General features: G+C 61.9%; 7 protein-coding genes and 1 pseudogene. 1 reads left to right on the top strand and 7 read right to left on the bottom strand.

What is annotated here, in order from left to right; all coding sequences use genetic code 11:
- From BJF87_RS10730 to BJF87_RS10720, 3 genes and pseudogenes are all read right to left on the bottom strand, one after another.
- Positions 1-240, bottom strand: a 240-nt coding sequence (locus BJF87_RS10730; protein ID WP_075863104.1) for a transposase, incomplete at its 3' end; no start/stop codon positions are given.
- A 101-nt stretch (positions 241-341) separates the two neighbouring features.
- Positions 342-527, bottom strand: a pseudogene (locus BJF87_RS26695) (uracil-DNA glycosylase); the annotation flags it as partial.
- A 33-nt stretch (positions 528-560) separates the two neighbouring features.
- Entirely contained in the window at positions 561-1,853 is a 1,293-nt protein-coding gene (locus tag BJF87_RS10720) for a hypothetical protein (protein WP_075863103.1), read from the bottom strand.
- Between the two features lie 380 nt (positions 1,854-2,233).
- Here BJF87_RS10720 and BJF87_RS10715 point away from each other — a divergent pair, with 380 nt between their 5' ends.
- A complete protein-coding gene (locus BJF87_RS10715; protein WP_241548920.1) occupies positions 2,234-3,943 on the top strand; it encodes a TerD family protein in 1,710 nt (569 codons plus the stop codon).
- Positions 3,944-4,306: 363 nt separating this feature from the next.
- Here BJF87_RS10715 and BJF87_RS10710 read toward each other — a convergent pair whose 3' ends face one another.
- From BJF87_RS10710 to BJF87_RS10695, 4 genes are read right to left on the bottom strand one after another with little or no spacing between them, the layout of a single operon-like run.
- Positions 4,307-4,933, bottom strand: a complete 627-nt coding sequence (locus BJF87_RS10710) for a hypothetical protein (protein WP_006359069.1) — start codon at positions 4,931-4,933, stop codon at positions 4,307-4,309.
- A gap of 14 nt (positions 4,934-4,947) precedes the next feature.
- On the bottom strand, positions 4,948-6,519 hold the full coding sequence (locus BJF87_RS10705) for a TNT domain-containing protein (RefSeq protein WP_075863101.1): 1,572 nt from the start codon (positions 6,517-6,519) through the stop codon (positions 4,948-4,950).
- Complete coding sequence (locus BJF87_RS10700) at positions 6,510-6,806, bottom strand: WXG100 family type VII secretion target (RefSeq protein WP_084813177.1); 297 nt, start codon at positions 6,804-6,806, stop codon at positions 6,510-6,512. The genes BJF87_RS10705 and BJF87_RS10700 overlap by 10 nt, the downstream gene beginning before the upstream one ends.
- Positions 6,803-7,123 (bottom strand): WXG100 family type VII secretion target, encoded by a 321-nt coding sequence (locus tag BJF87_RS10695; protein ID WP_006359072.1) that lies wholly within the window; start codon positions 7,121-7,123, stop codon positions 6,803-6,805. Before BJF87_RS10695 ends, BJF87_RS10700 begins: the two co-directional genes overlap by 4 nt.
- Between the last annotated feature and the right edge of the window lie 124 nt (positions 7,124-7,247).

Below are 7,247 nucleotides of genomic sequence, written 5' to 3'. Positions count from 1 at the left end.
CGCAAAGAAAGCTGATGCCTGCTTCAAGATGGTGTTCGCCCGCCGCAACTCCCGGTTCTCCCGTTCCAGCTGCGCGATCCGCTCAGCCTCGCTGGTCGTGGTCCCCGGGCGGTCCCCGCCATCGATCTCGGCCTGCTTGACCCAGGTGCGAAGCGCCTCAGGGTGCACACCGAGTTGATCGCCGATCCGTTTGAGCGCCCCTGGTCGCGTGGCTGGGTCCTTGCGGGCCTCCACCGCCATCCGCGTCGCCCGGTCCTTCAGCTCAACGCTGTACTTCCGTGGTGCTGCCATGCTCTCCATCCTTCACAGATTCGAGAGCCTCCGACAAACCCGGGGCGTTTCACCAGCATCCGTGCTCGAATGCCACCGGCGTCCGGGTCGACGTACGGAACATGACCGTGGGGGAGTCCTTCAGCGTCGGCGATACGGTTCGCCAACTCGTTGAGCGGTGCGACGTGCGGCTCCCAGATTCGAGCCAGCTTGGCTCGCACGACCTTGGGGTCTGCGTTACGTCCGTTGAATGCCATAGTGTTTCGCGCTCACTGCGGTGCGTCGACAGATCACGAGGCGATCGCCGGGAAGACGACGACCGAGCCGTCCTTCTCTTGAAGGATCTCGATGGTCACCTCCGATTGGCGGGCGCTGAGCTGGACCGACTGGCCGAGATCGCGCAGCCGACGGGTCGTTTCCAGCAACTTGTCGACCTCGCCGGAGGAGAACACCACGTCCCGGATGCCGTGCGAGCGGTCCAGTTGCAGTGCCGACAAACGGAGTATCACAGCTTCAAGGCGCTGTTCGAGTGAGTCGACATCCCGCTTCTCGGCCTGCAACGTCGCGACGAACCGTTCAAACGGGTTGCCTTCGGAAAGCTGAGCGTGCTCGACGGCCTGCAGGATCATGACACGTTGCTTCATCGCAATGGCGAGCTGGGCGAGCTCGACGTGGACGTAGAACTCACCGTCGGCCTTCTCAATCGTTGGAATGAGCTTGGCAAGCTGAGTGAGTTCGACCTTGTCACCACTCAGGTTGCTGAGTTCCTTCTCCCACTTGGCAATCCGCGACTTTGCGCGCGAAAGTGCTTCTTCGATGGCGAACACCGTCGAGTCGAGTCCCAGGCTGGCGCCGATGCGTCCCTCGTCGAGAAGAACCGACGTCGCTTTGACGATCGCGCCGCGGCATGCCTCCAAGCTGTGCTGCTCTGCCTCGAGGTTATCGGCGATGAGTTTCTCGAGGAGTTCGGTGATCCGTTCCATGGTCTTCTGTCGCTGATGGTCGGCGTAGGCGCTGACGCCGACCGCGACAGCCATGAGAACGAGCGGCGCGGCGAGAGTCAGCGCGCCGGCACCAGCCACGGCTGCGCCCGCCGTCGTAGCGGAACCGGTAGCTGCTCCGGCAGCGGCTGCCTTGCCGGCGCTCACCGGAACGAAGGACGCCTGCGCGGCTATCTTGGACCCGTCTGACAGCGCACTGTGGATGCCATTTGTGGTATTAGACGACGCCATCGGTTTCACGATTCCGGAAGCGAACTGCGACGCGAATTTCGGGGGTACGACCATCTTGTACAGCGTCTCGCCGCCGTCCGGGACGACATTGGGGGTCTTCTTCACGAGCTCGGACAGCTGCGTGGCCAGTGGACTGACGCCATGCAGGTGAATGCCCTTCGACCTGTCGAGTGCCTTGGGCACATCGTGCGCCTCGAGAGTGGTGAGTGGGATGTCACTGAGTGCTGCGAGAGCGGTTCGAAGACTATCTAGTCGTTCGGGAGTGAGCGCGTTCTCGCCGATCACGGCGGGCACGTCCGCGCGATCCGTCGCGATCGTCCACACCGGCACCGTCGTAGGGTTCTTCGACAACCCGCCACCTCCGCCTTCTGCTACAGAATGAACCGAATGTAGCGGATACGGCTGACACCCGTTCCGTTCGTCCGATCAGTCGACACCAGTACCCGGAGCGCACGATTTGCGTTGGTGGTCGGGTCATTCGACCCACACCGCCATGAGTCAGACACGGCTCGGCGGCCGGAACAAGGTGCGAGAGATTGTCGGGAGAGTGCCGTAGCGTCACGAGTCGCAGTACACGCACTGGCGCCCAGCCCGGACGCGCCCATAGCGTCCCGCGATGAAGTCACAGTGCCAGGAATCCAACGTCCGTACTCCGCAAGCGCCCTGAAGACGAGGTTGAATTGTTGCCGTCACATCGAGGCTGGGCTCTGGTCGACGTTGAAACGTCCGGCTTGAACGCGAGCCGCGACCGCGTGCTGAGCGTCGCAGCCATCGCCCTCGACCGCAACGGTCAAACCGAAGCCGAGTACTCGTCGTTTTTCAACCCGGGCTGCGATCCAGGCCCCGTGCACATCCACGGGCTCACGCCCGAAAGGCTTCGCGGTGCGCCCCCATTCGATTCGGCTGTTGCGCAACTACACGAGTTGCTGTCCGGCCGAACTCTGGTGGCGCACAACGCGAACTTCGACCACGGATTTCTCGTGGGAGAAGCCACGCGAGCTGGCGTGACCCTCCCGATCACTCATCGTCTGTGCACGGTTACCCTCACACGACGCTTGCAACTCGACGTGCCCAACGCCCAGCTCGCGACGCTCGCCCGTCATTGGCAGATACCGCAGCTGAACGCCCACAACGCGGTTGACGACGTTCGGGTGCTCCTCGAAGTCTTCCGTCGCAGCCTCGATCTCGCGGACAACCTCGGCTTGCAACTCCCGATTGTGGCGTGCGGGGCCACCTCGCGTGCATATCCGGACAAAGTCACCCGCGTGCCCTGCCCATGGGCAGACCCCGGCCGATTCGATACCAGTGTCGGACTGGTTCAAGGCACCAAGGTGGTCATCACCGGTTCTACGACGCTGCCACGTCTCGAGCTTGCTCGTCGGCTCACCGATGCAGGCCTCGACGTGATGAACAGCGTGAGCGGGAAAACGGGCTTGGTGATCGCGAATAGAGGAGCCCCGGACAGCGTCAAGCTGAGGTTCGCGCGGGACAAGGGCATCCCTCTCGTCGACGAGGTCACCGCCCTGCGGCTCGTCGAACGAGTCGTGCCGGGAACCCCGAAGTCCGTCCCCGTCATCGAGGTACTGCCGAAGCCCCCGTCCATGCGTTCATCCCAACAGCCGGCGGCTCTACCGTGGAGCGGGCGTCGAGTCCTCGTGCTCGGTGGCGATCACGGTGAAGCGGCTGCGATCCGATCTCGTCTGACGAGCTTGGGCGCGACTCCGGCCATCAACTTCACCGCCGGCGTCACACACCTCCTGGTGCTGGATGGTGGGTATTCGGATCCTCGTGTACGAAAAGCACATGACAGGCAACTTCCAATCCTTGAATCGCATCACCTCGACACAATGACGGGCGAAACGCTCACGGATGCAGCAGAATCCATTGTTGCGACCGGCGTTGAAACTCAAGCACCAGTACCGAGGAACCTGGCGCCTGGCGCGGTGGTGGACGTCCCCTTCGACATCACCGAATTCACCGTCAACGTCGCCTGGGCGGCGGATCGATCTGCGCCGTTCGAAGTGGATGTCGTCGCCTTCGAATTGGACCGAGACCACAAAGTGCTGTCCGACGACGAATTCGTCTTCTACAACCAGCCCGCCAGCCCGGACAGCGCAGTGCATCTGCGTATTGACGGAGATCGGGAGCAGGGGATAGCGGTCAACCTCTCGGCGGTAGGTGAAGACGTCGACCGCATCATGGTCGGCGCATCGATTGAGACGGCCACCTTTGGTGACGTCGGAGCACTATCGGTAACCATCGACGCTCCCGAATTCAGCTTCGCCACAGCGGTACTCGATGCAGCGACGACCGAGCGATCGATGATCGTTGCCGAGATCTACCGGCGTAACGGCATCTGGCGACTCCGTGCGGTCGGACAGGGATACGACGACGGCTTAGCCGAGTTTGCGGTGCGACATGGCGTGGAGATTGACAACTGACCTTCGGCGCTTCGTGCGTGCACGCCCGCACCTGCAGCTCGTCGTAGGCGGCACCTTGAGCTTGCGTCACATCTCGGTTTGCGAGCGGCAGACTGCGTGACGACCTAGCGCTGCGATGACCGTCGAGAGTGCAGGGTGGCGGCCGTTTGGTCGTGGCGAGAACCCTCTCGGGGGAGTTGCCTGACCTGGTTCGATACTGACGCCGCCCGCGGTTCAGCCACGGGTGGTTGATGCTCTCGCGAACCTCGAAGGGGCAGTGACGACTTCGCGTACTAAAGCTGGTATCCCGCCGACGAAGTGATTCGCGATGTCCGAGCATTCGCCAAACGAGGCGTTTGGGACGACCTGGGCGTACCCTCGAAGTTAGTCATCCGAGAACTTCGGCATCGGTATCCTCTCGATCCCTGAAAGTCCTTCGCTGAACGTCGAATTGAGTTCGCGCCAGCTGAGGTTCAGTACGAACGATGTGGCAGAGTCTGTGTTGACGGTGAAGTAGAACCTCTCCGGCTGGTCGCTTCGGAAGTACCTTGTTGCCGGCGAGAAGCCGCCGGGGTCAGGTTCGTCGACCTGGTCCCATCCAGGAGCGAGGCCTCGATCCAGCCAGCGGGTATTGATCGACTCCACTCGGTCCGGCTGGACCCGGCTTCGGGTAGGCGCAGCGACTCGTCGGGCGGTGAAGTACTTCGCTACGTCGTCGAACGTCCCGAACCACGCGTTCGCCGTTTCAGGAATCTGCGTGCCACGGCTTCGGCCCGAGAGGCGTACCGAGAAGAGTGTGGGCTCTTCAACGATCGAATAGTCGGTGTAGCCGTCTGAGTCCTCCGCCATGCCGGGACCTCGGGGGATGATCAGCCGTCCGTTATCCAGATAGGGATGTCCGTACAGTGGTGCGGCACTTTCTAAGTGCCCTTCGTCCGCGAGCGCTGTCTGTACCGCGGACCAATACTCAAACGACGACAACAGGTCCGGCAGACCACTCCACTTATCCATCTTGAGCCCTCGTATCACTTCTTCTTCGGGTCCCTGATCACACCAGCCTCCTCGAGGTCGGTTATCGATACTTCCTTATTGGTTCGCTTGTCTATGACCACCCACTGTTCGCCGCCGCCAGGATGCCCAAACGCTTGCCCAACTTCGCCATGTCGCACCTCCCACGCGTCTGGCAACGGTTTTCCAGTACCAACCCACTCGTGGTAGGCGCCCGTCTTGCCGGGAGAAAGCGCACGTGCTCCATACGAGTCCCCGTCACGTCCCATGAAACCGCCATCGCTCGAACCTATCCTGTCCAGACGAGTGCCTTTGGGGATGTTGTCGGACACGTGGAAATCGCCCTTGAACCCGTTGTTGGGCGGGTACGCCCAGCCCTTGCCGTCAACCCAGTATCGGTCCAGGATCTGCTCTGGAGTGAGGTTGCGGTAAGGGTTGTTAGCTATCGCGTCGTCGATGACGTTCTTCGGTACGCCGCCTGCTTCCAGCGACTTGCGGAGGAAGTCCGGATCGACGGCGCGTTTGAGCTCGTCGTGAGCCCAGTCGGGGATCCTCTCCAATGCCGCCGCGAGCTCGGCCGCCCGCACGGACCCTTTCGACATGTTCATGCCGAACATCGCGGCACGCGATCCCATCAGTGCGCCCAGATCACCAGCGGCAGCGCCGACCGGATCCAGCACGTACGCAACCGGTCGTAAGACGGGACCGACTGCGGTCATCATTGCGCGGATCACGCCAGCAATACGTGCCCCCGTTTGCGTTGCCTTAGCCACTCCTGCCGCGGTTGCCAAAAGGCTACTGAGCCCTGAAGTCACCAGCATTAACGCGACGCCGACCGCAGCCGCCACCAGTAGCTCACACGTCAATTCCCGGACGAGGTCGGCGATCTTGTCTCGGGTCTCACGCACTTCTTGCGCGAACTGGTTGCATAGTTTGGCGGTGGCATCGCACGACTCCGCAATCCCGCCGAGGTGCTGGTCGATCAGGGATGCTTGATCTTGCGCTGGGACAACCTCGGCCGACCGTTCGCCGGCGATCGGCTTTATCGCAGATTGAACGGCGTTCTGCTGCTTGCGTAGTGAAGTCGCCGCGCGTGTCCACGCCTCTCCCGCCTTCTCGAGCTTGCCGGGATCTCCATCGGGGAAGATTTCCCCTTCGATGAACTCCTTCAGCTTCTCCCAGTTGCTCGGTTCTCCTGGCCCGCCGAAGGACGAACCCACCGACAGCGTTGGAATCTTGTCGAGCTTCTTGAGGCTTCCGGTGGGAGAAGCCGGCGTGCACAGCCCGATCGCGCTGTTCACGTTTGCATGGTTGAGCGCGGAGGCGTCTAGCAGCTCGGCCATCTTGGCGCACGCGTTCCCCATGAGCGCAATACCTGCCAAGAGACTCTGCTCGCCGTTGACCGTCTTGTCATAGTAGGCGGCGAAGCTTCGGCCGGCCCCATCTTGACCGGCCATCTGGCCGCACGACTGCAGTGAGAAGTAGAGGTCGTTGACGGTTCGGCCGATCTCGGCATGGACTTCTAAGAACGCATTTGCTGCTGTCGAGAACGATGCTGGGCGAACCGCTATCGGTGGCGTCAAGGCCACATCTTTCGCTGATGCTCCTGTAAGCCGCTGAATGCCGAGTGTGAGCGATTTGCCGCCTTTTTAATCTCGACGATCGCCTCGCGAATATCCTTCACGCCCTCGCGCCACTGGGTGTGCGCATCACGGTGGGCCACTGCGCCTTCGCCAGTCCACACGAGGTGAAGGTCGTCGACTCGCTTGTCCAGGGTGTGAATTCGCTCGTCGACCGCCGTCGCGAACCGCGCGAGGTCTTCGACTAACCTCTCCACAGCTGCCAACTCGATGCGGTAGGCGTCGTCAGAGGTCACGGCAACCTCAACGGCATGTAAGTAGACGAGCTCTCAATAACTTTCGCACCCGAGGTGTCGCTTTCCCCATACGTCTGAGCAGCCGAGAGAAGTAGTTGTCCCATGGTCGCGAGGCCGTTCAAGACATGGTCGACGCCTTCGCAGCAGTGCGCCCACGGCTCTTCATACGAGTTTGCGGCCGTCCCAGACCAGCTGACACCGAACAGATCCTCGGCGCGCTTGGTGATCGTCGACCACTCCTCGCTGATGTCGCCATGCAGAGCGGCTACGTCCTGCGACACGGCGCGCAACGTCGTTAGATCGGCTGCCAGTTCCACGTTTTCCCCCTTCGACCGCCCGGCATGTTACCCGGGCTTGTGAGGATATCGAGGACGTTGTCCACAGGGCAGTCTTGGGTGTGCGGATGATGCTCAATGCTGCGATACTCGCGCTCGGCACAAC

Origin of the sequence: Gordonia sp. CNJ-863 (genome assembly GCF_001942325.1) — a bacterium.
GTDB lineage: Bacteria > Actinomycetota > Actinomycetes > Mycobacteriales > Mycobacteriaceae > Gordonia > Gordonia alkanivorans.
The sequence above is the reverse complement of the archived record's forward strand: the minus strand, read 5'-3'. Positions and strand labels throughout refer to the sequence as shown.